This window comes from Tsukamurella sp. USMM236, from assembly GCF_037148755.1.
Classification (GTDB): domain Bacteria; phylum Actinomycetota; class Actinomycetes; order Mycobacteriales; family Mycobacteriaceae; genus Tsukamurella.
Genome location: NZ_JBBCSS010000001.1, coordinates 989,370 through 1,010,652, shown reverse-complemented (window position 1 = coordinate 1,010,652; position 21,283 = coordinate 989,370). Strand labels below are relative to the sequence as shown.

Annotated in this window: 21 protein-coding genes; 8 read left to right on the top strand and 13 right to left on the bottom strand. The window is 70.1% G+C overall.

The features are described 5' to 3' along the window. Nucleotides 1-32: 32 nt before the first annotated feature. Genes WFK95_RS04990 through WFK95_RS04980 form a run of 3 tightly spaced genes read right to left on the bottom strand, consistent with a single transcriptional unit; the run spans nt 33 to nt 2,209 of the window. A complete protein-coding gene (locus tag WFK95_RS04990; protein WP_336670144.1) occupies nt 33-863 on the bottom strand; it encodes a dienelactone hydrolase family protein in 831 nt (276 codons plus the stop codon). Between the two features lie 26 nt (nt 864-889). Beyond that, nucleotides 890-1,708 carry an LLM class F420-dependent oxidoreductase gene (locus tag WFK95_RS04985; RefSeq protein WP_336670034.1) on the bottom strand — a complete coding sequence of 273 codons (819 nt, stop codon included), beginning with the start codon at nt 1,706-1,708 and terminating at the stop codon, nt 890-892. A 54-nt stretch (nt 1,709-1,762) separates the two neighbouring features. Beyond that, complete coding sequence (locus tag WFK95_RS04980) at nt 1,763-2,209, bottom strand: limonene-1,2-epoxide hydrolase family protein (protein ID WP_336670033.1); 447 nt, start codon at nt 2,207-2,209, stop codon at nt 1,763-1,765. A 233-nt stretch (nt 2,210-2,442) separates the two neighbouring features. Here WFK95_RS04980 and WFK95_RS04975 point away from each other — a divergent pair, with 233 nt between their 5' ends. From WFK95_RS04975 to WFK95_RS04955, 5 genes are all read left to right on the top strand, one after another. Then, the gene (locus WFK95_RS04975) at nt 2,443-3,039 is read left to right on the top strand and encodes a 50S ribosomal protein L25/general stress protein Ctc (RefSeq protein WP_336670032.1); all 597 of its coding nucleotides are present in this window, start codon (nt 2,443-2,445) and stop codon (nt 3,037-3,039) included. A 5-nt stretch (nt 3,040-3,044) separates the two neighbouring features. Beyond that, nucleotides 3,045-3,623 carry an aminoacyl-tRNA hydrolase gene (gene pth, locus WFK95_RS04970; protein ID WP_336670031.1) on the top strand — a complete coding sequence of 193 codons (579 nt, stop codon included), beginning with the start codon at nt 3,045-3,047 and terminating at the stop codon, nt 3,621-3,623. Beyond that, nucleotides 3,620-4,198, top strand: coding sequence for a GNAT family N-acetyltransferase (locus tag WFK95_RS04965; RefSeq protein ID WP_336670030.1), 579 nt, complete (start codon nt 3,620-3,622; stop codon nt 4,196-4,198). Before pth ends, WFK95_RS04965 begins: the two co-directional genes overlap by 4 nt. Before the next feature lie 43 nt (nt 4,199-4,241). Then, on the top strand, nt 4,242-5,846 hold the full coding sequence (locus tag WFK95_RS04960) for a peptide chain release factor 3 (protein WP_336670029.1): 1,605 nt from the start codon (nt 4,242-4,244) through the stop codon (nt 5,844-5,846). A gap of 98 nt (nt 5,847-5,944) precedes the next feature. Further along, on the top strand, nt 5,945-6,799 hold the full coding sequence (locus WFK95_RS04955) for a 3-hydroxyacyl-CoA dehydrogenase (protein ID WP_224646951.1): 855 nt from the start codon (nt 5,945-5,947) through the stop codon (nt 6,797-6,799). Nucleotides 6,800-6,823: 24 nt separating this feature from the next. On the opposite strand, the gene WFK95_RS04950 is transcribed toward WFK95_RS04955, so the two are convergent. Together WFK95_RS04950 and WFK95_RS04945 are read right to left on the bottom strand one after the other, a co-directional pair. Continuing rightward, nucleotides 6,824-7,162 carry a hypothetical protein gene (locus WFK95_RS04950; protein ID WP_336670028.1) on the bottom strand — a complete coding sequence of 113 codons (339 nt, stop codon included), beginning with the start codon at nt 7,160-7,162 and terminating at the stop codon, nt 6,824-6,826. A gap of 143 nt (nt 7,163-7,305) precedes the next feature. Beyond that, nucleotides 7,306-7,917, bottom strand: a complete 612-nt coding sequence (locus WFK95_RS04945) for a TetR/AcrR family transcriptional regulator (protein ID WP_224646953.1) — start codon at nt 7,915-7,917, stop codon at nt 7,306-7,308. Nucleotides 7,918-7,968: 51 nt separating this feature from the next. On the opposite strand from WFK95_RS04945, the gene WFK95_RS04940 reads away from it, so the two are divergent. Next, entirely contained in the window at nt 7,969-8,412 is a 444-nt protein-coding gene (locus tag WFK95_RS04940; protein WP_224646954.1) for a PaaI family thioesterase, read from the top strand. A 9-nt stretch (nt 8,413-8,421) separates the two neighbouring features. Here WFK95_RS04940 and WFK95_RS04935 read toward each other — a convergent pair whose 3' ends face one another. Beyond that, nucleotides 8,422-9,069 carry a LysE family translocator gene (locus WFK95_RS04935; protein WP_255603366.1) on the bottom strand — a complete coding sequence of 216 codons (648 nt, stop codon included), beginning with the start codon at nt 9,067-9,069 and terminating at the stop codon, nt 8,422-8,424. Between the two features lie 229 nt (nt 9,070-9,298). Further along, nucleotides 9,299-9,844 carry a DUF6790 family protein gene (locus WFK95_RS04930; RefSeq protein ID WP_336670027.1) on the bottom strand — a complete coding sequence of 182 codons (546 nt, stop codon included), beginning with the start codon at nt 9,842-9,844 and terminating at the stop codon, nt 9,299-9,301. A gap of 55 nt (nt 9,845-9,899) precedes the next feature. Here WFK95_RS04930 and WFK95_RS04925 point away from each other — a divergent pair, with 55 nt between their 5' ends. Next, complete coding sequence (locus tag WFK95_RS04925) at nt 9,900-10,337, top strand: MarR family winged helix-turn-helix transcriptional regulator (protein ID WP_336670026.1); 438 nt, start codon at nt 9,900-9,902, stop codon at nt 10,335-10,337. Nucleotides 10,338-10,349: 12 nt separating this feature from the next. On the opposite strand, the gene WFK95_RS04920 is transcribed toward WFK95_RS04925, so the two are convergent. Next, nucleotides 10,350-11,351: an enoyl-CoA hydratase/isomerase family protein gene (locus WFK95_RS04920; RefSeq protein ID WP_336670025.1), complete on the bottom strand. Its 1,002-nt coding sequence runs from the start codon at nt 11,349-11,351 to the stop codon at nt 10,350-10,352. 73 nt (nt 11,352-11,424) lie between these two features. Here WFK95_RS04920 and WFK95_RS04915 point away from each other — a divergent pair, with 73 nt between their 5' ends. Then, nucleotides 11,425-13,239, top strand: coding sequence for an ABC-F family ATP-binding cassette domain-containing protein (locus WFK95_RS04915; protein ID WP_336670024.1), 1,815 nt, complete (start codon nt 11,425-11,427; stop codon nt 13,237-13,239). A 182-nt stretch (nt 13,240-13,421) separates the two neighbouring features. Here the strand turns inward: WFK95_RS04915 and WFK95_RS04910 are convergent, their stop codons facing one another. From WFK95_RS04910 to WFK95_RS04890, 5 genes are all read right to left on the bottom strand, one after another. Beyond that, on the bottom strand, nt 13,422-14,744 hold the full coding sequence (locus tag WFK95_RS04910; protein WP_336670023.1) for an ISL3 family transposase: 1,323 nt from the start codon (nt 14,742-14,744) through the stop codon (nt 13,422-13,424). Between the two features lie 98 nt (nt 14,745-14,842). Further along, entirely contained in the window at nt 14,843-16,327 is a 1,485-nt protein-coding gene (locus tag WFK95_RS04905; RefSeq protein ID WP_336670022.1) for a hypothetical protein, read from the bottom strand. A gap of 307 nt (nt 16,328-16,634) precedes the next feature. Beyond that, nucleotides 16,635-19,208 (bottom strand): heavy metal translocating P-type ATPase, encoded by a 2,574-nt coding sequence (locus WFK95_RS04900; protein WP_336670021.1) that lies wholly within the window; start codon nt 19,206-19,208, stop codon nt 16,635-16,637. Between the two features lie 26 nt (nt 19,209-19,234). After that, the gene (locus WFK95_RS04895; protein WP_443081524.1) at nt 19,235-20,194 is read right to left on the bottom strand and encodes a heavy-metal-associated domain-containing protein; all 960 of its coding nucleotides are present in this window, start codon (nt 20,192-20,194) and stop codon (nt 19,235-19,237) included. A 169-nt stretch (nt 20,195-20,363) separates the two neighbouring features. Beyond that, the gene (locus WFK95_RS04890) at nt 20,364-21,278 is read right to left on the bottom strand and encodes a 4-(cytidine 5'-diphospho)-2-C-methyl-D-erythritol kinase (protein WP_224646961.1); all 915 of its coding nucleotides are present in this window, start codon (nt 21,276-21,278) and stop codon (nt 20,364-20,366) included. Between the last annotated feature and the right edge of the window lie 5 nt (nt 21,279-21,283).

Genomic DNA, 21,283 nt, shown 5'->3' with positions numbered 1-21,283 from the left:
CCGTAGCCCTCGTCGGCGCCCGGCTCGATGAGTCAGGACGCAGGGAGCAGGGTGTCGCGGAAGAGCTGGATGACGTCGTCGAGGGCCTGACGGGTGGGCTGGCCGGGCTCGTCGATGAGGTGCTCGGTGAGCACCGAATGCGGCGGCGTCGGCGCGTCCGGGTTCGCGTCCGCACCGTCGATCTCGACGGCGATGAAGGCGTCGCCCAGCTGCTCCCGGAGGAAGTCGAAGCGCTCGCCGGGCACCAGCTTGTCCGTCGTGAACCGCAGGCCCAGCACCTTGAGCCCCTGCTTGGCGCACCGCACCTTGACGGTCTCGAGGTCCTCCGGCGAGATGTCGATGTTCCGGCGCCGGCCCGGCGTGATCCCCAGGGGCATCGATGGCTGGCTGAGCACGGGCGCGAGCAGCACGTCGTCGACCGCCATACCGAGCGCGAAACCGCCGGTGAAGCACATGCCGACCGCGCCGACGCCCTTGCCGCCGCAGCGCTCGTGTTCGTGCCGGGCGAGCGCGCGCAGCCAGGAGACGACCGGCGAGGACTTACCCACCGCGAGGATGGTGAACTCCTTGCTCACGCACAGCGGCGCGATCGAGGCGCCCGCCATCGCGGCGCCCTTGAGTCCGGTGTTCTTCGGGTTGGCGTCGAGCCCCGGGATACCGAACAGCTGGGGCACGACCGCGGTGAAGCCCGCGGCCACCACCTTCCGGGCGAACTCCAGGACCTTCGGCGTGATCCCGGGGATCTCTGCCATGACGATCACGGCCGGGCCCTCGCCCTTCCGGTACACGTCACGGGTCGCCCCGTCGGCCGTGAACGACTCCTTCGCGAAGTCGGTGAGGTTGGCGGCGGCTTCTGCTCTCAGGTCCACCGCACCATCGTGCCCGACCGTCAGAGAAGGCGCTGCGCGACGGCCTCGAGCGCGGGCCACGGATCGTCGTCGAGCGCCTGCACCGCGACGTGGTCCGCGCCCGCGTCGAGGTGCGCCCGCACACCCGCGGCGACGGCGTCCCCGTCGCCGTGCACGGCCAGCACGTCGACGAGGCGATCGCTCCCGGGCTTCTCGACGTCGGCCTCGTCGAAGCCGAGGCGCCGCAGGTTGGCCACGTAGTTCTGCAGGCCGAGATAGAACTTCACCGTCCTACGCCCCAGCTCGCGGCCGCGGGCGTCGTCCTCGTCGAGCACCACCTTCTGCTCCGGCGCGAGCAGCACCCCGTCGCCGAGGATCTCGCGCGCGCTGCGGGTGTGGTCGGGCGAGGTCAGGTAGGGATGCGCGCCGGCGGTGCGGTCGGCGGCGAGGCGGAGGACCTTGGGGCCGAGGGCGGCGAGCACCGTCTGCGCCCTCGGCACGCCCTCCGCGGCGAGCACGTCCAGGTAGTCGACGAGCGCCTGGTAGGGCGTGCGGTAGTCGGCGCTGGCCTCGCGGTGCCCGGCGCCGATGCCGAGCACGAACCGGCCCGGGTACTTCGTCTCGATGCGATGGAAGGCGGCGGCCGCGGACCGCGCGTCGTCCTGCCAGATGTTGAGGATGCCCGTCGCGACGACCAGGTTCTCGGTCGCGTCGAGGAGCGGGTCGACCACCGCGAGGTCGCCGCCGGGCGAACCGCCCAGCCAGAGCGTGCCGTAGCCCAGCTCCTCGGCCCGTGCCGCGAAGGCACCGTCGACCAGTGTCGCGCCGCGCCAGATCCCCAACGTGCCCAGAGTCGTCATGGCCGGTGCAACACCGCCCGCGGCTGGATCCATTCCCGCTCGGATCACCGCGAGTCAGATCACGGCGCGCGGCAGGGTGGGCCTGGCGGGCGCGTAGAAGACGCCGGCGACGGCGCGCGCTCCGGCGCGGGCGACCGCGCGCACGTCCGCCTCGTCGCGCCAGGCGACGATGCGACCACCGTCGACCTCGAAGGTGCCCCGGACCTGGAACTGCACGCGCAACGGCCCGTAGACGAGGGCCGTGACGCGCTCGGTGACGGCCACGGTGCAGCCGGACTGCTCGGACGCCAGCAGGACCGCCTGCATCGCGACGCGGGTGCGCGCGTGCCAGCGGAAATGGCGCGCGATCGCGGCCCGGCCGCGCAGGGGCCGGCCGCCGGTACGCCGGTACACGACGTCCTTCGCCAGCAGCTGCTCGGCGATGTCGTAGTCACCGCTGCCGAGGGCGTCGACGAAGCGCTCGGCGACGTCCTGCGGCGACCACAGCGGGGAGTTGTTCACGTTATCGATGGTGCCGATGTGGCGTGGACGCCGCGCGAACTGGACATGACGGAATGGCGAAGCTTCGATTTCGCTCCTGAGCGGGCGATTCGGTAGACTGTGCGGCGACCTTCTCGGCGAGGGCGGCCCCGGCCGCCGTGATCGACGCGAACGGCACTTCTCCCGCGGATCCGCAGGGCGCAGTGCGGGCCGCCTCGGACGCCGGGGCCGCATCACCGCACCGAAGGAGTCTCATGTCCGAGACCAACAAGCTCGTCGCCACCGTCCGCACCGAGTTCGGCAAGGGCGCCGCGCGTCGCGCCCGTCGCGACGGCCTCGTGCCCGTCGTGCTCTACGGCCACGGCACCGAGCCGCAGCACTTCACCGTCGTCGCCCGCGACTTCGCCACCATCCTGCGTAAGGACGGCACCAACGCCGTGCTGAACCTGGACATCGACGGCAAGGAGCAGCTCGCGCTGACCAAGCAGGTCGTCGTGCACCCGCTGCGCAACTACATCGAGCACACCGACCTCCTCGTGATCAAGAAGGGCGAGAAGGTCACCGTCTCCGTGCCCGTCGTCGTCGAGGGCGAGCCCGCCGGCGGCACCCAGGTCGCGCAGGACCTCAACGAGGTCGAGATCGAGGCCGACGCGCTGAACATCCCCGAGAACATCGTGGTCAACGTCCACAACCTCGAGGCCGGCACCCAGATCACCGCGGGCCAACTCGACGTCCCCGCGGGCGCCACCATCGTCACCGACGCCGAGGCGCTGATCATCAACATCACCGAGATCGCCGCGGCCCAGACCGACGAGGACGAGGCCGAGGCCGCCGACGAGGCTGCCGAGTAACTGAAATGACCGACCGGCCACTCATCGTCGTGGGGCTGGGTAACCCCGGCGAGAAGTACGCCGGAACCCGGCACAACATCGGCTTCGACGTGGTCGACGAGCTCGCATCGCGCGCCCGCACCTCCTTCTCCCGGCACAAGAAGTCGGGGGCGGAGGTCGCGGGCGCGCGGCTCGTCGGCCGCCAGGTGTACCTGGCGAAGCCGCAATCCTTCATGAACCTCTCGGGCGAGCCCGTGGGCGCGCTCGCGCGGTTCTACTCGGTGGAGCCCACCGACGTGATCGCCGTGCACGACGAGCTGGACATCGACTTCGGTCTCGTCCGGCTCAAGCGCGGCGGCGGCGAGGGCGGCCACAACGGGCTCAAGTCCCTCACGCAGCACCTCGGTACGCGCGACTACCTGCGCGTCCGGGCCGGGATCGGCCGACCGCCCGGCCGGCAGGACCCGGCCGACTACGTGCTCAAGCCCTTCGCCAAGACGGAGAAGCCCGAGGTGCCGCTGCTGATCGCCAACGCCGCGGACGCGGTCGAGCTGCTGATCCGCGACGGTCTCGAGCCCGCCCAGAACACGGTGCACACCTGGTGATCGCCTTCCGCCGGGTCACGCGCGAGGACTTCCCCCTCCTCGCGTCGTGGCTCGGCGAGCCGCACAACCGGCGGTGGTGGCACCACGAGACCTCACCCGAGGCGATCGAGCGCGACTTCGGGCCGTCGGTCGACGGTGCCGAGCCCTCGCTCGACTTCCTCGCGCTGGGCGCCGGGAGCGGAGCGAGCGGGCCCGATCAGACCGACGAGGCCGGGCGCCCGTTCGGCCTGATCCAGCGGCAGCGGTGGATCGACTACGCGGACGAGCCGGAGACCGCGGCGGTCGCCGCACTGGTGGATCTCGGGCCCGCCGACTACGGCGTCGACTACCTGATCGGCTCGCCGTCGGCCACCGGGCGGGGCCTCGGCACGGCCATGATCGCCGCGATGTGCTCGGTGATCTTCGCCGAGCTCGGCGGCGAGCGGGTCGTGGTCGCGGTCGCGGCGGGCAACCGTCGCTCCTGGCGAGCGCTGGAGCGCGCCGGCTTCGCCCTCGTCGGCCACGTCGACATCCCGCCCGACAACCCCGTCGACCCGCCGGACCACGTGGTCTACGCGCTTTCGCGCCCCGCCTGACCGCGACACGATCTACCTGCGCGAACAGGTAGACTGGCTCCCCGTGAGTTCCATTGCCGACGAGGTCTCCCGCCGCCGCACCTTCGCCATCATCAGCCACCCCGACGCGGGTAAGTCCACGATGACGGAGGCCCTGGCGCTGCACGCCCGGGTGATCAACGAGGCCGGCGCTATCCACGGCAAGGCCGGCCGCAAGTCCACCGTCTCCGACTGGATGGAGATGGAGAAGGCGCGCGGCATCTCCGTCAGCTCCACGGCGCTGCAGTTCAACTACACCTCCTCCGGCGCCGGCGCGGGGGCCGAGCCGTCGGTCATCAACCTGGTGGACACCCCGGGTCACGCCGACTTCTCCGAGGACACCTACCGCGTGCTGACGGCCGTCGACGCGGCGGTCATGCTCATCGACGCCGCGAAGGGCCTGGAGCCGCAGACGCTCAAGCTGTTCCAGGTGTGCCGCCACCGCGGGATCCCCGTGATCACGGTCATCAACAAGTGGGACCGGCCGGGCCGCACCCCGCTGGAGCTGCTCGACGAGATCTCCGAGCGCATCGGCCTGACCCCCACTCCCCTGTTCTGGCCGGTCGGCATCGCGGGCGACTTCCGCGGCCTGCGCGACGTGCGCAAGGACGAGTACGTGCACTTCACCCGCACTGCGGGTGGCGCGAAGATCGCTCCCGAGGAACACCTTTCGACCGACGCCGCGCTCGATCGCGAGGGCGAGGTGTGGACCGAAGCGGTCGAGGAGACCGAGCTCATGACCGAGATGGGGCAGGGCCACGACCAGGAGATGTTCCTGGCGGGTCAGACCTCGCCCGTGATCTTCACCTCGGCGATCCTCAACTTCGGTGTGCGGCAGCTGCTGGAGGCCCTCGTCGAGCTGGCGCCCGCCCCGCATTCGCGCACCGCGATCGACGAGTCCGAGCGGGAGGTCACCGATCCGTTCAGCGCCGTGGTCTTCAAGGTGCAGGCCGGCATGGACTCCGCGCACCGGGATCGCCTGGCGTTCATGCGGATCGTCTCCGGCGAGTTCGAGCGCGGCATGGTCGTGCAACACGCGCAGACCGGCAAGCCCTTCGCCACCAAGTACGCGATGACGGTGGTCGGCCGCGACCGCGAGACCGTCGAGACCGCCTACCCCGGCGACGTCGTGGGCCTGGTCAACGCCAACGCGCTCGCCCCGGGCGACACCCTGTACGACGGTGCCAAGGTCCAGTTCCCGCCGATCCCCTCGTTCGCGCCGGAGCACTTCGCGGTGGTCCGCGCCGACTCCGCGGGCAAGTACAAGCAGTTCCGCAAGGGCATCGAGCAGCTCGGCACCGAGGGCGTGGTCCAGTTGCTGCGCAACGACGTTCGCGGCGACGCCTCGCCCGTCATGGCCGCGGTCGGCCCTATGCAGTTCGAGGTCGTCGTCGCCCGGATGAAGACGGAGTTCAACGTCGACGTCCAGGTCGAGAACCTCGGCTACTCGGTGGCGCGCCGCACGGACGCCGCCAGCGCGGATGAGCTCAACCGGCAGCGCGGCGTCGAGGTCTTCGAGCGCAACGACGGCGCGCTGCTCGCCCTGTTCTCGGACAAGTGGCGGCTGCAGTACATCGAGAAGGAGCACCCCGCCCTCTCGCTCGAGCCGCTGGTCGCCGCGGCCGACTGACCCTCGGCTCACAGAGTTGTGTTCTACAACTCAGTGCGCGGCCCGGCGACCGGGACGAGGATGGATCACGTCACGACTTCGAGAGTGAGGATCCGTTCATGACCGACATCCGCAAGGTCACCGTGCTCGGCACCGGCGTACTCGGCGCGCAGATCGCCTTCCAGACCGCGTACAGCGGCTTCGAGGTGACCGCGTACGACATCGACGACGCCGCCCTCGAGCGCGGCCGTGCCACCTTCGCCGGGCTCGTCGCCACGTACGAGCGAGAGGTCGACGGGGCCGCGGACGGCAGGGCCGCCGCCGCCCTGGGCCGGCTGACCCTGACCGCGGATCTGGCCGCCGCGGCGCGCGAGGCGGACCTGATCATCGAGGCGATCCCCGAGATCCTGGAGCTCAAGCGCGAGACCTTCGGGAAGCTGAACTCGCTCGCGCCGGAGGCGACGATCTTCGCGACCAACTCCTCGTCGTTGCTCCCGAGCGCGATCGCGGACGCGACGGGCCGCCCGGATCGGTTCCTCGCCCTGCACTTCGCGAATCGCATCTGGACGTCGAACACCGCCGAGGTGATGGGGACGCCGGCGACCTCGCCGGACGTCTTCGACACCGTCGTCGAGTTCGCCGGCGAGATCGGCATGGTGCCGATCCCCATCCACAAGGAGAAGGCGGGTTACGTCCTCAACTCGCTCCTCATCCCGTTCCTCAACGCCGGCGTCGAGCTCGCCGCGGACGGCTACGCGACGCCGCAGGACGTCGACAAGGTGTGGCGGATCGGCACCGGCTCGCCGATGGGCCCCTTCCAGATCCTCGACATCATCGGGCTGAACACGCCGTACAACATCATGTCGGCCGGCGACGAGCGCAATCGCGGCTTCGCCGCCTGGATCAAGGAGAACTACCTCGACCGGGGCCGCACGGGCCTGGCCGCGGGCAAGGGCTTCTACGACTACGAGTAGTCCGCTGCCGGGCCCGGCGCCCCCTCAGAACCGGGGGCTGTCGGCGCCCGGCGCGTCGCGGGGATGATCCCCCGGGTCGATGGGCGTCGCGGAGCTCGGCCCCGCATCGCGGGCCGATCCCGAATCCGAGTCCGGATTCATGTTTCCGGGCCACAACGCGGACCCCGGCGGCACGTTCGAGTGATTGGCGCCGCCGCCGGGCGCACCGCCGGGAGCGACCGCCGACGGGCTCACGACATGGTCTCTGGGCTGCGCGGCGGCAGGCCCGGCCGCGAGGAGGGCGGCGCCGGCTCCGGCGGCGACCAGTCCGACGGCGAGCCGTCGTGCGAGGGGCTGGACTGCGGGATTCCGTTTCTCGTTCATACTTCGACCGTACCGACGGATTTCACGAAACCGACTGGCTGAATACAGCTTTCACGAAGCCGACACAAACGGACGAACGTCACGGAACCGACGGTGGGACCGTCGCGATTCCTTCACATCACCGTGCGTGGCGTGCGCCACGGTCAGCGGGAGACGGCGAGGTTCGCGGCACAGCGAGCGCGGACTTCGCCGATGAGGCGGTCGGCCTCGGCGGCGTCGATCAGGCCGCGGGCGGCGAGGGCGAGCAGCCCGTTGATGCCGGCCCAGCACTGGATCACCTCGCTGCGCGCCGCGTCGGCCGGGTCGCCGACGGCGACGATCACCGCGTCCAGCGCCGTCGCGAGGTAGCCGCGCACCTCCGCCCGGGCGGCGCGCACCACCTCCGAGTCCTCACCGTGCACGTCGGTGAGGCCCAGGAGCCGGAAGGCGATCGGCTCGCGGCGGTGGAAGTCGAGGTACTCGTCGAAGGCCCTGCGCGCGGCCTCCTCCCCCGCGCTTCCCGCGACCGCTGCCCCCATCGCCGCGACGTGCTCGCTGCCGACCCGGCAGGCCAGCACCGCGTAGAGGTCCGCCTTCCCGCCCGGGAAGTTCGAATAGATGCTGGTCAACGCGACGTCCGCGGCGGCGGCCAGCTCGTCGACGGAGGTGCCCCGATAGCCCTGCGGCCGCCCGTACAGGTCCCGCGCCGCGTCCAGCAGCGCGGCACGCGTGCGGCGGCGGCGCTTGTCCGCGGGTTCCGTCAGGAGCGATTCCATGGCACTATCCTAGTCATACTTCGTTTTCATAGTCAGACTAGGAGAACTTCGATGACCGTCTCGCCCGATCAGCTCGACGCCGGCGCCGCCGACGGCTCCGAGATCATGCGGCAGTTCGTGCCCGCGTCGCCCTTCGTCGCTCTGCTCGGGGTGCAGCTGGAGGAGATCTCCGACGGCGCCGCCACGCTCCTCGTGCCCTACCGGCCCGATCTGACGACGGTCGGCACGATGATGCACGGCGGCCTCATCGCGGCGGCCGCGGACATCGGCGTGATGGTCGCGGCGTGGGCGGGCCGCCCGGTGCCGGACAAGCTGCGCGGCGTCACCGCGTCGCTGTCGCTGAACTTCATCGCCCCGTTGATCGCGGACGGCCTCCGGGTGCGGGCGCACCGCCTGTCCACGGGCCGGAAGACCAGCCACGTGCGGTGCGACATGTACTCGCAGACGGGCGACGTGTTGGTCGCGAGCGCTACGGGCACGTACCAGGTGGGCTGACGCCGGCACTCACACGCGGGCGCGCTGCGGGACCTCGCGGGCGAGGAGCAGCGCGACGGCGCCGAGCAGCGTGCCCGTGATCCGGCGCTGCCACGCCGCCCACGTCGGGCGCCGCGCGATGAGCGCCGCCACCGCACCCGCGGCGATCACGATCGCGGCGTTGACCAGCATCGACACCGTGATCTGGATACCCCCGAGGAGGAAGCCCTGCGCGGCGACGTGCCCGCGGGAGGGGTCGACGAACTGCGGGATCAGAGCGAGGTACATGATCGCCGCCTTGGGGTTGAGCAGGTTGGTGAGGAGCCCCATCCGGAAGAGCTTCGCGCTCGAGTCGCGCGGCAGGTCGGTGGTCTCGAACAGCCCGCGGCCGCCCGGACGCAGCGCCTGCCACGCGAGACAACCCAGATACAGCGCGCCGGCGGCCTTGAAGCCCATGAAGAGCCACGGCACCGCCACGAAGACGACGGCCAGCCCCACGTTCGCGAGGGTGAGGTAGACGAGGAAGCCCGCCCCGGTGCCGGCCAGCGAGATCAGTCCGGCCGCGCGGCCCTGGCCGATGCTGCGGGAGACGAGGTAGATCATGTTCGGCCCGGGCGTGAGCACCATCGCCAACGCCGTCACCACCATTCCCGCCACCGCGGTCCACGAAACGATCATGAGACCCATCCTCGTGAGCAACTGGCATCGGAGTACATATCCAGTCGAGTGTGACTGGCATCCGCGTGAACGCGGGCGCGACGTCGCACCCCCCGAGTTCCGGACACTATGAAATCGTGACCGCCAGTGACACCCGGAACCACGACATATCCGGTGTGTCACTGGCGGTCACGATGTCATAGCCGTTCGAGCTCACAGAGCGGCTCACGCGTTGCGAGCCGGTCCGCAGTCAGTGCGACGCGGGGAGCGGGCCGGCGCCGACGCCGACGCTCACGCGATCGCCGTCCGATGCGTGGCGACGGTCCGCGATCGCGAGCGCGATGATCGCCGCGGGGACGAGGATGTCGACGATGAGGATGCCGCCGGTGTTGCCGGGCTGGTGGTCACCGTGCGCGAACCACTGGTCGAGATGCCCGAACGCCGCGCCCCACAGGAAGATCGCGTAGCCGACGCCGTAGGCGAGCCGGAATCCCCGATGCCGGAAGACCAGGACGAAGGCCATCGCCGCGAAGCCCAGATTGGTGAAGGCGATCTCGAATTGGAAGGGATTCCCGGCGGGGAATCCGATCTCGTTCGCCATCACGTCCGGAGCGAGGAGGAAGAAGACGCCCACCCACGCCGCGCCCAGGCCGGCGGCGACGAGCATCGCCCGCTGCCAGATCTCGAGACGCTCGCCGGGCCGGCGGGAGGAGCGGACAGCGGCCCAGATCGCCGCGGCGATCGGGAAGATCAGCGGGGTGGACGTGTGGATGAGGTACTGCGTCGATGCGTTCATAACTCAGTCTTAACACGTTAATATTAACGGGTCAAGACTCCTGTAGCCTGGAGACATGAACGAACCCGACGAGGGCCTGGGCGACGTGCTCAACCACATCACGATGCTGCTCGGTGTCGTGACGCGCGAGTACGGAGCCCCCGGCGCGCTGAGCTACAGCCGGATGCGGCTCCTGGGCACCCTCGAGGAGGTGCAGCCCGCGACGCAGCACGAGCTGGCGCAAGCGATGCTCGTCTCCGACGCGGCCGTCAGCCGCATGCTGACCGCGCTCGCGCCGGAGGGGCTGGTCACCGTCGAACCCGATCCCGAGCACGCCCGCCGGCGCCTGGTGCGCCTGACGGACAAGGGTGCGGAGCAGTTCCACGCGTCGAGCACCGACTACGCGGCCCAGCTCGAAAAGGCCCTCACCGCACAGGACTTCCCGTACGAGCGCTATCTCCGCGACAGCATCGTGCTGCGCGACTTCCTCGCGACCGCTGCCGGCCGCGGCTGATCCGCGAGCGGATCAGTTGCCGATGATCGCCTCGATCTCGCGCTCCTCGACGTCGCTGACCGACGCGGGCGAGAACTTCGGGTCGCGCGTCTTGTCGACGAGCACCGCGCGGATCCCCTCGACGAAGTCGGGGCGGCGGACCAGGCGGGCGCCCACGACGGCCTCCTCGGCGAGGCACTGTGCCAGGGTCCGGTTGCGCGACTCCTGAATCAGGTCGAAGGTGACGAAGACCGAGGTGGGGCAGGCCGTGGAGAGCTGCTCGCGGGCAGTGTCGGCCCAGGCGCCGGACGTCGTGGCGAGGCCCGCGAGGATCTCGGTCACCGAGTCGCGACCGAAGACGTCGGCGATCTCGTCGAGCGGCAGGGTCGAGGCGGGGGCGGTGTCGCCGAAGCGCGCGAGGACACCGTCGAGCTCCTCCCCGGCGAGGAGGGCGGCCTTGACGTCGGGCATGGCCGACGAGGGCACGAAGTGCGTCGCGAGCCCGACGGCGAGCGCGTCGCCGGCGCCGATCCGGGCGGCGGTCATGCCCATGAGCTCGCCGAAGCCCTTCGGGAGGCGGCCGAGGATGTGCGTGGCGCCCACGTCGGGGAGGAAGCCGATCGCGACCTCGGGCATGGCGATGAGCGCCTTCTCCGAGACGACGCGGTGCGAGCCGTGGATCGAGACGCCCACGCCGCCGCCCATGTTCACGCCGTCGATGAGGGCGATCACGGGCTTGGGGAACTCCGCGAGGCGCAGGTTCATGTCGTACTCGTCGCGGAAGAACGGGGTGAAGTCCTCCCCCGCCACCACCTGGTCGCGGATGGCGCGGATGTCTCCGCCGGCGCAGTAGGCCTTGGGCGAGGCGGAGGTGAGGAGCACGCGGGTCACGGCGTCGTCGGACTCCCAGGCCTGCAGCGCCGCGTCGATCGCGTGCACCATGTCCATGGTGAGCGCGTTGAGCGCCTTCGGACGATTCAGCTCGATGTGGCCGGTGCCCCCGGCCACGGTGGTGACGATCTCGGCGTCGCTCACAGCCCACTCCTCGCGATTAGTCGCATATCCAACTAAATCAGTATGGCAGGTGCCCGCGTAACCTGGACGCGCGATGGCGAATCTTCTCGGCGCGGATGCGCTGCACCTCGAGTACCCGACCAAGACGGTCTTCGATTCGGTCTCCCTCGGCGTCAACGAGGGTGACCGGATCGGCATCGTCGGCCGCAACGGCGACGGCAAGTCCAGCCTGCTCGGCCTGCTGGCCGGCACCCGCGAGCCCGATTCCGGCCGCGTCACCCGACGCGGCGGCGTCCGGGTGGGCGTGCTCACCCAGACCGACCTCTTCGACGACGAGGACACCGTCGGCCACTCCGTGGTGGGCGACACCCCCGAGCACGTCTGGGCGGGCGACCCGAAGGTACGCGATATCCTCGCCGGCCTGCTCACGGACCTGCCGTGGGACGCGCGCCTCGGCGAGCTCTCCGGTGGGCAGCGTCGCCGGGTGCAACTGGCGCAGCTCCTCGCGGGCGAGCACGACGTGCTGATCCTCGACGAGCCGACGAACCACCTGGACGTCGAGGCCATCGAGTGGCTCGCCGGCCACCTCAAGACCCGCTGGCCCGCGAACCAGGGCGGCCTGCTCATGGTGACCCACGACCGGTGGATCCTCGACGAGGTCTGCACCGCGACGTGGGAGGTGCACGACCGCATCGTCGAGCCCTTCGAGGGCGGTTACGCCGCGTACATCCTGCAGCGCGTCGAGCGCGACCGGCAGGCGGCGTCGATCGAGCAGAAGCGGCAGAACCTCGCGCGCAAGGAGCTGGCCTGGCTGCGCCGCGGCGCCCCCGCCCGCACCAGCAAGCCCAAGTTCCGGATCGACGCGGCGAACGCGCTCATCTCCGACGTCCCCGAGATCCGCGACAAGACCGAGCTGCAGTCGCTCGCGGTCTCGCGGCTCGGCAAGGACGTCGTCGACATCCTCGACGTCGGCGTGGCGTACGGCGACAAGCAGGTGCTCAGCGACATCGAGTGGCGCGTCGCGCCCGGCGAGCGCACCGGCATCCTCGGCGTCAACGGGGCGGGCAAGTCGACGCTGCTCGGCCTCATCGACGGTGCCGTCCAGCCCACGACCGGCACCGTCAAGCGCGGCAAGACCGTCAAGGTGCAGACGCTGACGCAGCGGCTCGACGAGCTCGAGCAGCACTGGGAGGATCCGGTCCGGGTGGTGCTGGCGAACCTGGCCACCAGCTTCACCGTGGGCAGCGGCTCCAAGGCGCAGGACCTGACCCCCTCGCAGCTGCTGGAGCGGCTGGGCTTCGCGAGCGCGCAGCTCTCGACGCCGGTCAAGGACCTCTCCGGCGGACAGAAGCGGCGCCTGCAGCTGCTGCTCATCCTGCTCGACTCGCCGAACGTGCTGATCCTCGACGAGCCGACCAACGACCTGGACACCGACATGCTGGCCGCGATGGAGGACCTCCTCGACTCGTGGCCGGGCACGCTCATCGTGGTCTCGCACGACCGCTACTTCCTCGAGCGCGTCACCGACCAGCAGTACGCGATCCTCGAGCGCCGCCTGCGGCACCTGCCCGGCGGCGTCGAGGAGTACCTCGCCCTGCGGCGCGCCCAGCACGGCTCGGGCTCCGGATCCGGTTCCGGCCGTGCGGGTTCGACGGTGACCGACGCCCCCGCCGAGTCCGGGCTCAGCGGCGCCGAGCTGCGGGCCGCGCAGAAGGAGGTCACGGCCGTCGAGCGCCGGATGACCAAGCTGACGGAGCAGGTCGAGAAGGCGAAACTCGCGCTGGCCGAGCACGATCAGGGCGACTACGCCGGCCTCGCGGACGAGATGAAGAAGATCTCCGCGCTGGAGGACGAGCTGGCGGAGCAGGAACTGCGGTGGCTCGAGCTGTCGGAGGCGCTGGAGAGCTGAGCGGCACCGCCTGCCTCCGCCCGCAAAGATCTCCGTTCGCCGTGCCGAACCGATCCGCGGCTCAGCACAGGGCTACTCTATGAGGCCGATCGCCCTTGCATAATTCCCCAGCTTTGTCAGAACGTAATTTGCAATCTCTGCTCGACCCGTTGTAGTACGCCACATAACTGGCTCTTCCCGTTTCAGAGTGCGTTGACGCGGTCGGCGAGCTGGCCGGAGTGCAGTAGTGACCGCAAGATGTAGTGCTCGAGGTTGCGGAATCCGAGGGCGATGCCGCGCAGGTGCTCGAGTCGGCCGTTGATCGCTTCGACAGGGCCGTTGCTGGCGTCGGTGTCGAAGTAGGCCAGCACCTGGGCACGCTTGCGCCACAACGTCCTGCCGAGCTGCGCCAGCTCGCCCAGGCCGGGCGGCAGACCGCCTCGGATCTTCTCGAGCAGTGTGAGCATCAGCTTTTTGCCGGTGGCCCGGTTGGGCTGCTGGTAGGCGTCGATGAGCTGCAGATACACCTGCCGAGTCACGTCGACCGCCACGTGCATCTCGTCGGCGGCGAGCCCGGCATCGAGTCGGGTCTGCTGCTTGTCGGTGAGCAGCGCGGGGCGGGTGAGCACCAGCCGGCGGATCCCGTAGAGCGGATCCCCCTTGCGGCCGCGGTGCCCGCAGGTGAGCTGCTGGATCCGCTGCCGGCACACGGTCAGTTTGTCCGCCGCGAGGTGCACCACGTGGAACGGGTCCATCACCGTCACCGCCTGCGGGAGTTCGGCTTCGGCGGCGGTGCGGTAGCCGGTGAACCCATCCATCGCCACCACCTTCACCCGGTCCCGAAACGCCTGGTCGCGGGCTTTGAGCCAGCCTGCGAACGCAGCCTGCGAGCGGCCGGGAACCATGTCCAACAGCCGCGCTGGGCCGGTGCCATCGAGCACCGGCGTCAGGTCGACGATCACCGTCACTGACGACGGATCCCCCTGGCCTTGGACGTGTTTCCACGTGTGCTCATCAACGCCGATTACCCGCACGCCGTCGAGGTGATCGCCGTCGTAGACCAGGCTGCGGCACGCGGACAACGCGAGTGAGTTGACCGTGTTCCAGCCGACCCCAAGCACCTTGCCGACCGCGGAGATGCTCATCTTGTCGCACACCAGACGCTGCAGGATCCACCGCGTGACTCGGTGGGTGCATGAAGCGCGCCGCGCGGCGACCTGGTCGATACCTGCCCGGAACACCTTCACCGCGCACCCCGCGCGCTCGCAGTGCAGCCGCGGAACGCGCAGGTGAAGTCGGGTCGGAAGGCCCGCCAGCGGGAGATCCGTCAGCGACCGCACCACCCGATCCCGCAGCCGGCCCTCTGTGCCGCAGCCTGGGCAATGGAGATCCGGTGCGAGAACTTCGGCGAGCAGGTGCGTGAGCTGCGGTTCCGCAGCCGCGCCGGTGATCGTCACCCCCAACTCCACGGTCCGGCAGATCGTGTCCGCGACAGCAGAGGCAACAGCAGCAGTAGGCTCAGTCATGGGTCCTGTGGGTGCTCGGCAAGGCGTGTAGGAACCCTCATCGAAACACCCCAGGACCCCCTACATCTTGCGGCTCGCCGCGTCAGACCCGAACCCGGTCATGCACTCCCGATCGGGAAGAGCCACATAACTTCCACGCGAGTTGGCTCCCCGTCTCGCATGACGTACAGATCCGAATCGTATCGCAACGTAGTGCCGAGCGGCTTCTCAGCCTCAAATGAGGCCACAAGACCGGACGACAATAGACCCTCACCAATTGCGCGATTGAGCAGTCCGTCATCATTTCGAGCGATTCGCGCGAGCCCTTCGAAGGCGGTCTTCGTGTTGCCGCCGGGTTTGATACCTCGCCGTCGCGTCCCCAAGGACTTGCCTGCCATGATCAACCCTAGCTCAGAGCTCATTAGCCTGGAATCCGCCTGTCGATCTTTACTCACCGACATACCCTCCGCCTTCATGAGCTCCCGAAGCTTTTCGTTAGCATGCTGCCGCGCAATTGCTAGGGCAGTGAATACGTCGAGATGAATGACCTTCACATCGAGCACGGTTCCGAGAATCCCGAGATCGTCAGGGCGCTTCTTGAGCTCCTGCACGATGTTCGCCCCGGTCGAATTGATCAACCGGTCAATGTCGGCATACGCAAACCCTCCGCGTGTGAGTGCCGCAACGTCGCCCTCTACATCGTTTCCTGCGACGACGACTACCCAGAGACGGAATTGCTCGACCTTTAGAAGCTTCTTCACCTTGGCGTCATTCCGGAGCAATTCTCGCCGAATTGCGCCTAAGTAGTCACCGATCGTAGCTTCTCGCAAAGCGATCTCTCGTGCTCGTTCTTCCGAAATCCCGAGCGCCGACAGTGAGGCACCGTCGTTCAGGGCGGCAATTGTACGCTCTGCAATCTGCGTGAACGCAGACTGCGGTGGACCGACAAATCGCAGAACCCCGCCGTCGTGACCCATAAGAGCCTTTCCACCTAGACGAGTCCCCAACTCCACAAGTGATTTCATGAGCGGGTCGGTGTTAGTTGGCCAAACGACGAGCGTATCAGCACCCTGCGAGCTCCGAACGAAGGTATTGATCGCGTGCATCGATGCCTCCAGCGCAGGCTCTGTGACATCAAGCAGCGCTTCTCGACCTTCAATGACGATCACGCGGGCGTTCTCCGATGCGCCAATCCTCCGCAAGCGCTCCGCGATGTCCTCCTCTTGGGCAACCCTTTCCGTCACAACCCCTTCGCGGAAGAGGTGGACTGTGTCGAGGAAGGTGGATTTTCCGGCACCGGGCTCGCCGCGAAGCACGACGAACCCACCACGACGGGCGGCTCTCAGATCGACAAATCGCTCGTCCAGGGCTTCCAAGGACTCATCGACGGGCGAGATCAGCGACCTCAGAGTTCCTGTGCCCGACGATCGGATCATCTCGAATCGGTCGGGGACGTTGAGGTCCTCACGATCAGGAGTTGGCTCAGTTCCGCTCACGATCTCAAGTTCGTGCCCTACGGGCGCGGAAGCGGTTGAATCCGACACAAGCTTCGTGTCTGAGCTACCGATCATTGCCGCAAACAGCACATCGTTGGTGTTCCTCATAGTTGCAACGCCTCTGCCGCCTCATACAGCTGCGCACGGGCACTCGCCGATCGCGCCGGGACAGTCTCGCAGCGCAGACGCACACGTCGCCGCACTGGAGGACGAGCTCGCCGAGCAGGAGCTGCGCTGGCTGGAGCTCTCGGAGGCGCTCGTGTAGGCGGTCGCTCACGAATTTCCACTCCTCGTGGCAGGCGCGACGCAGATGTCCGCGGCCGGCCGCTGAGTTGGAATTCGTAGACGCGATCATGCCGAAGCGCCGGCCGAGGCGCGGTTGACCCGCGCGCCGACCGGCGCTTCCTCGCTCGGCTCAAGCGACGTTCGCCGCGTACTTCGCCGGGTCCGAGTCGAACTTCGGGGCGCACGAGGGGCAGCAGAAGAAGTACCGCTCGCCGTCGAAGTCGCGGAACAGTCCGCGCGCCTCGGCGGTGGACTTCACCACCGGGTTGCCGACCATGACGGGGCAGGTGGTGTTCTCGTCCGCCGCCTGCGCGGTGTTCGCGGGCGCGACGCTCAGCCGGATGTCCTCGGGCTGCGAGGAGTTCGTGCTGCAGCAGCTCATGTCGGTGGTGTCCTCTCGATCGGTGGAAGGGATCCGGTCTCCGGGGCGATCGGCCGGAGCCCGCCCCGCCGCGCTGCGGAATCCACGCAGGCGCAAGCTGTTCCCGACGACGAAGACGCTGGAGAAGGCCATCGCCGCGCCGGCGAGCATCGGATTGAGCATGCCGAGCGCCGCCACCGGGATCGCCGCGACGTTGTAGGCGAAGGCCCAGAACAGGTTCGTCTTGATCGTCCGGAGGGTGGTGCGCGACAGGCGGATCGCGTCGACGGCGGCCCGCAGGTCCCCGCGGACCAGGGTGATGTCCGCCGCCTCGATCGCGACGTCGGTGCCCGTGCCCATCGCGAGTCCCAGGTCGGCGGCGGCGAGCGCGGGGGCGTCGTTGACCCCGTCGCCGACCATCGCCACGACGCGGCCCTCGGCCTGCAGGCGGGTCACCACGGCGACCTTGTCCTGCGGCATGACCTCGGCGATCACCTCGTCGATGCCGACCTCCGCCGCGATCTTCCGGGCGGCGGCCTCGTTGTCGCCGGTGAGCAGCACGGGCGTCAGACCCAGTGCCCGCAGCTCCCGGATCGCCTCCGCGCTGGTGGGCTTCACGACGTCGGAGACCACGAGGATCCCCCGCGCCGCGCCGTCCCAGCCGACCGCGACGACCGTCGCGCCCTGCGCCTCGGCGTCCGCCTTGGCTGCGACGAGCCCGTCGGACAGGTGCAGCGCCCAGTCGGCGAGCAGCGACTCGCGACCCACGATCACGCCGTGGCCGTCGACGACACCCTGCACACCCTGCCCCTCGACGTTCGCGAAACCGTCAACGGGAGAGAGGATTCCGACCTTCTCCGCCGCGCCCTTGGCGATCGCCTGGGCGATCGGGTGCTCGGAGGCGTCCTCGAGGGCGCCGGCGTAGCGCAGCACGTCGAGCTGGTCGACGCCCTGCTCGGTGATCACGTCGACCAGGGTCATCCGGCCGGTGGTCACGGTGCCGGTCTTGTCGAGCACGACGGTGTCGACGCGGCGGGTCGATTCGAGGACCTCGGGCCCCTTGATGAGGATGCCCAGCTGGGCGCCCCGGCCGGTGCCGACGAGCAGCGCCGTCGGCGTGGCGAGGCCCAGCGCGCAGGGGCAGGCGATGACGAGGACGGCGACCGCGGCGGTGAACGCCGCCGAGACCGGGAAGCCCGCGCCGAGCCAGCCACCCAGGGCGACCGCGGCGATGGCGATGACGATCGGCACGAAGACGCCGGAGATCCGGTCGGCGAGGCGTTGCACCTCGGCCTTGCCGGTCTGCGCCTCCTCCACGAGCCGCGCCATCTGCGCGAGCTGCGTGTCCGCGCCGACGCGGGTGGCGCGCACCACGAGTCGTCCGCCCGCGTTGACCGTGGCGCCGGTGATCGCGTCACCCGGTCCGACCTCGACGGGCACCGATTCGCCGGTGAGCATCGAGGCGTCGACCGCGGACGTCCCGGAGACGACCACGCCGTCGGTGGCGATCTTCTCGCCGGGCCGCACGATGAACTCGTCGTCCGCCCGCAGCTCGTCGACGCCGATCTTCACCTCGGCCCCGTCGCGCAGGACGGAGACCTCCTTGGCGCCGAGCTCGAGCAACGCGCGCAGCGCCGCCCCGGCCCGCCGCTTGGAGCGCTTCTCGAAGTAGCGCCCGGCGAGGATGAACATGGTGACGCCGGCGGCCACCTCGAGGTAGATGTTCGCGGCACCGTCGGACGGCGCGAGCGTGAGGGAGAACGGGTGCGTCATCCCCGGCTCCCCCGCGGTGCCGAGGAAGAGGGCGTACAGCGACCACAGGAACGCCGACAGTGTGCCCATGGAGATGAGCGTGTCCATCGTGGCCGTGCCGTGCTTGAGGTTCGCCCACGCCGCCTTGTGGAAGGGCCATGCGCCCCACAGGATCACGGGCGAGGCCAGCGCCAGCGAGGCCCACTGCCAGTAGGTGAACTGCCACGCGGGGATCATCGCCATGGCGATGACGGGCACGCTGAGCACGACGGCGCCGATGAGCCGGGTGCGGAGCGAGGCCAGCTCGACGTCCGCGGGGGTGCTCTCCTCGCCGCCCGGCCCCGACGGTGCCGCCGCCCCGGACAGCGTGGCGCTGTAGCCGGTGCCGACGACCTCGTCGATGATGCGCTGCGGGTCGACGCCCTCGGGCGCGACGACCTTCGCCTTCTCGGTGGCGTAGTTGACGGTGGCGCTCACGCCGTCGATCTTGTTGAGGCGCCGCTCGATCCGATTGGCGCACGAGGCGCAGGTCATGCCACCGATATCCAGCTCGATGTGCGCGCCGCCGGTGGTACTGCCGGGTGTGCTCATGGTCGATTCCTCCTCTTCTGTGGTGGTCAGTGCCCGCCGTGGCCGTCGGCCGGAGCGGGGGCGGATGGGGTCGTGGGGTTCGGCGGCGCCGCGGACGCGGCCGCGTCGACGACGAAGCTCGCGGTGCGCACCACCCCGTCGACCTGGAAGTCCAGGTACAGCAGGTAGCGCCCCTCGGTGGGGGCCTGCGTCTGGAAGGCGATGGCGGGCCCGCCGGTGTCCCCCGGCTTCGGCTCGGCACCCTCGGGGTGCACGTGCAGGAAGGCGAGATCGCCCTGGCGGAGCGCGACGAGGTGGCCGAAGGCGCCGAGGTAGGGCTGCAGCGCGGTGACGGGCGCGCCGTCGCGGCTCACGCGCAGCGTGACGGGGCTCGAGGCACCGGCGACGAGGTCACCGTCGAGCTGGACGGTGAAGCCGTCCACCTGAGCCGTGCGCGACGGGGCCGGGTCGGCGGGTGCGTAGCCGCCGGCGACCTCGACGGTGCGCGTGAGCGTGACGGCGGACCCGGTCGCGGGCGCGAAGTCGGCGTAGAGGCGGTAGGTGCCCGCCTCGGCCCAGCTCCACGGCAGCGACCAGACGCCGGTGGCGCGGTCGAGCGTGGGATGGACGTGGCGGAACAGGCTGCCGTCGGTGCGGACCACGATGAGGTGCAGGTCCTTCTCGTGCGTGGTCGTGTACGCCGTCACGGGTGCGCCGGCGGCGTCCTCGATGCGGAAGCTCAGGGCGCCGGCCTCCCCGACCGCGCGCGGCGCGGCGACGGGGGCGAAGGTGAGCCCCTCGGCGCTGAGCGAGACGCCCTTGAGCGCGGTCGGCGCCGCGGGGGCGGCTGCGGCCGGGGCGGCGTGCCCGCCGTGGCCCTGGTCCGCCTGCGCGTTCCACTGGGCGACGGTGCCGTCCGGCACCACCGCGCCGGCGATGCCGTAGGCGCCGCCGAAGGCGATCACGAGGCCGGCGCCGTAGACCGCCAGCTTGGCCGCCGGATTCATCGAGCGCCGCGTCGTCTCCCGGCCGTCCATGGTTCCTCCTCGATCAGGGGTACCCCCAGTGGGTATCTGATTCGAACCATATACCCCTAGGGGGTATGTCGCAAGGAGTTGTCCGTCATTCATCCGAGAGGGTGGGGTGAGGCGCGCGGCGGCGCGAGGGGGCGTGCGCCTACGGCACGACGGTGGCGCCCGGCACCGGGCCCGAGGCGACGCGCACCGTCCGGCAGACACCGGCGCCCGCGAGCTCGGTGCCCACGTCGACGGCGTCGTCGGCGCTCGCGCAGAGGAACGCACAGGTGGGGCCGCTGCCGGAGACGATGCCGGCGAGCGCGCCCGCCTCGATGCCGGCGCGCAGCGTGCGCCGTAGTCCCGGCTGCAACGAGAGCGCGGCCGCCTGCAGATCGTTGGTGAGCAGCGGCGCCAGGCGGTGCGGATCGCCGGATGCCACGGCGGCGAGCAGCGCGTCGGGACTGCCTGCGCGCGGCGGATCGCCGGCCTCGCGCAGCCGGTCGAGCTCGCGGTACACGGCGGGGGTACTCAGGCCCTCGCGGGCCAGCGCGAGCGTCCAGTGGAATTCGCCGCGGGCCAGCGCGGGGATCAGCCGCTCGCCGCGGCCGGTGCCGAGCGCGGTGTGACCGTGCAGCGAGAAGGGCACGTCGGAGCCGAGCGTCGCGGCCACCTCGTCGAGGTCGTCGCGGCCGATCTCGAGGCCCCAGAGGGTGGCGGCGCCGAGCAGCGCGGCGGCCGCGTCCGCGGATCCGCCGGCCATCCCGCCCGCCACGGGGATGCCCTTGGCGATGTCGATGCGCATGTTCGGGTCCCGGCCGTACCGCTCCGCGAGCGCGACGACGGCGCGCGCCGCCAGGTTGGTGGGGTCGGTCGGCACGTCGCGGACGCCCTCGCCGGTCACATGCAGGGTCAGCGCGTCGGACGGGGTGAGGGTCACGTCGTCGTGCAGGGAGAGCGCCTGGAAGACGGTGACCAGCTCGTGGAAGCCGTCGGGCCGCACGTCGCCCACCCCGAGGTGGAGGTTCACCTTGGCGGGCGCCCGCACGGTCAGGGGGGTCGGTACCACGGAAAGCACGCGGT

Coding starts and splice junctions, on each gene's coding strand:
- WFK95_RS04895 (WP_443081524.1), bottom strand. CDS start 20,194: ATGAATCCGGCGGCCAAGCTGGCGGTCTACGGCGCCGGCCTCGTGATC.
- WFK95_RS04955 (WP_224646951.1), top strand. CDS start 5,945: ATGACCGACATCCGCAAGGTCACCGTGCTCGGCACCGGCGTACTCGGC.
- WFK95_RS04935 (WP_255603366.1), bottom strand. CDS start 9,069: ATGATCGTTTCGTGGACCGCGGTGGCGGGAATGGTGGTGACGGCGTTG.
- WFK95_RS04985 (WP_336670034.1), bottom strand. CDS start 1,708: ATGACGACTCTGGGCACGTTGGGGATCTGGCGCGGCGCGACACTGGTC.
- WFK95_RS04950 (WP_336670028.1), bottom strand. CDS start 7,162: ATGAACGAGAAACGGAATCCCGCAGTCCAGCCCCTCGCACGACGGCTC.
- WFK95_RS04945 (WP_224646953.1), bottom strand. CDS start 7,917: ATGGAATCGCTCCTGACGGAACCCGCGGACAAGCGCCGCCGCCGCACG.
- WFK95_RS04925 (WP_336670026.1), top strand. CDS start 9,900: ATGAACGAACCCGACGAGGGCCTGGGCGACGTGCTCAACCACATCACG.
- WFK95_RS04900 (WP_336670021.1), bottom strand. CDS start 19,208: ATGAGCACACCCGGCAGTACCACCGGCGGCGCGCACATCGAGCTGGAT.
- WFK95_RS04975 (WP_336670032.1), top strand. CDS start 2,443: ATGTCCGAGACCAACAAGCTCGTCGCCACCGTCCGCACCGAGTTCGGC.
- WFK95_RS04930 (WP_336670027.1), bottom strand. CDS start 9,844: ATGAACGCATCGACGCAGTACCTCATCCACACGTCCACCCCGCTGATC.
- WFK95_RS04940 (WP_224646954.1), top strand. CDS start 7,969: ATGACCGTCTCGCCCGATCAGCTCGACGCCGGCGCCGCCGACGGCTCC.
- WFK95_RS04905 (WP_336670022.1), bottom strand. CDS start 16,327: ATGAGGAACACCAACGATGTGCTGTTTGCGGCAATGATCGGTAGCTCA.
- pth (WP_336670031.1), top strand. CDS start 3,045: ATGACCGACCGGCCACTCATCGTCGTGGGGCTGGGTAACCCCGGCGAG.
- WFK95_RS04915 (WP_336670024.1), top strand. CDS start 11,425: ATGGCGAATCTTCTCGGCGCGGATGCGCTGCACCTCGAGTACCCGACC.
- WFK95_RS04910 (WP_336670023.1), bottom strand. CDS start 14,744: ATGACTGAGCCTACTGCTGCTGTTGCCTCTGCTGTCGCGGACACGATC.